Raw genomic sequence first — 829 nt, 5'->3', positions numbered from 1 at the left:
TTCCTATTATGAGAAGTTTCTCGCCACAGGGGAGGAGAAGTGCATTGACGAGGAGATTCCGTTTGCAATTCCAAGTAGTTGGGAATGGGAACGCTGGGGAAATATCTCTCAATCTATTCAATATGGTTATAATGCTCCAGCCTTAAAAAATGGCGATATAAGGATGGTTCGTATAAGCGACATTCAAGCCAACAAGGTGTTATGGGAAAATGTACCATTTTGTTTGATTAATGCAAGTGAAATAGAAACATATCTTTTGAAAGTAAATGACATTCTATTTGCCAGAACAGGTGGTACTGTGGGAAAGTCCTTTTTAGTGGAAGAAGTACCAGTGAAAGCGATATATGCAGGCTATTTGATTAGAACAAGGTATAGCTCTTTGCTCTGTCCTTATTATATGAAGGCTTTTATGGAGAGTCAATTATATTGGGAACAGTTAAAGAATGGTACAATAGCAACAGCACAACCTAACTGTAATGGGAAAACACTTGGCAAAATGCTATTGCCAATCCCTCCAATAAATGAACAAGAACGAATTGTAGAAAAATTACGCAATGTATCTTTTCTCATAGAACGCTATGGGAAAAGCCAAGACTTTCTTAACCAATTGAATGAACAAGTTAAGGAACAACTTAAAAAGTCCATTTTACAAGAAGCTATACAAGGAATACTCGTTCCACAAATCGCTGAAGAAGGTACATCGCAAGAATTGCTTGAACAGATACGACAGGAGAAGCAAATACTTGTCAAAAAAGGCAAATTAAAGAAGTCTGCCCTCCATGATTCTGTTATTTTCAGAGGTGACGATAACAAGTATTATGAGCAGATA

Annotated in this window: 1 protein-coding gene; it reads left to right on the top strand. The window is 37.2% G+C overall.

Annotated elements, in window-relative coordinates; translation table 11 throughout:
* On the top strand, positions 1–829 hold an 829-nt coding region (locus WMO46_RS15575; protein ID WP_349094661.1), incomplete at both ends, for a restriction endonuclease subunit S.

Origin of the sequence: Alistipes intestinihominis, from assembly GCF_040095975.1 — a bacterium.
Classification (GTDB): Bacteria; Bacteroidota; Bacteroidia; order Bacteroidales; family Rikenellaceae; genus Alistipes; species Alistipes senegalensis.
This window is presented reverse-complemented; position numbering and strand designations above follow the sequence as displayed.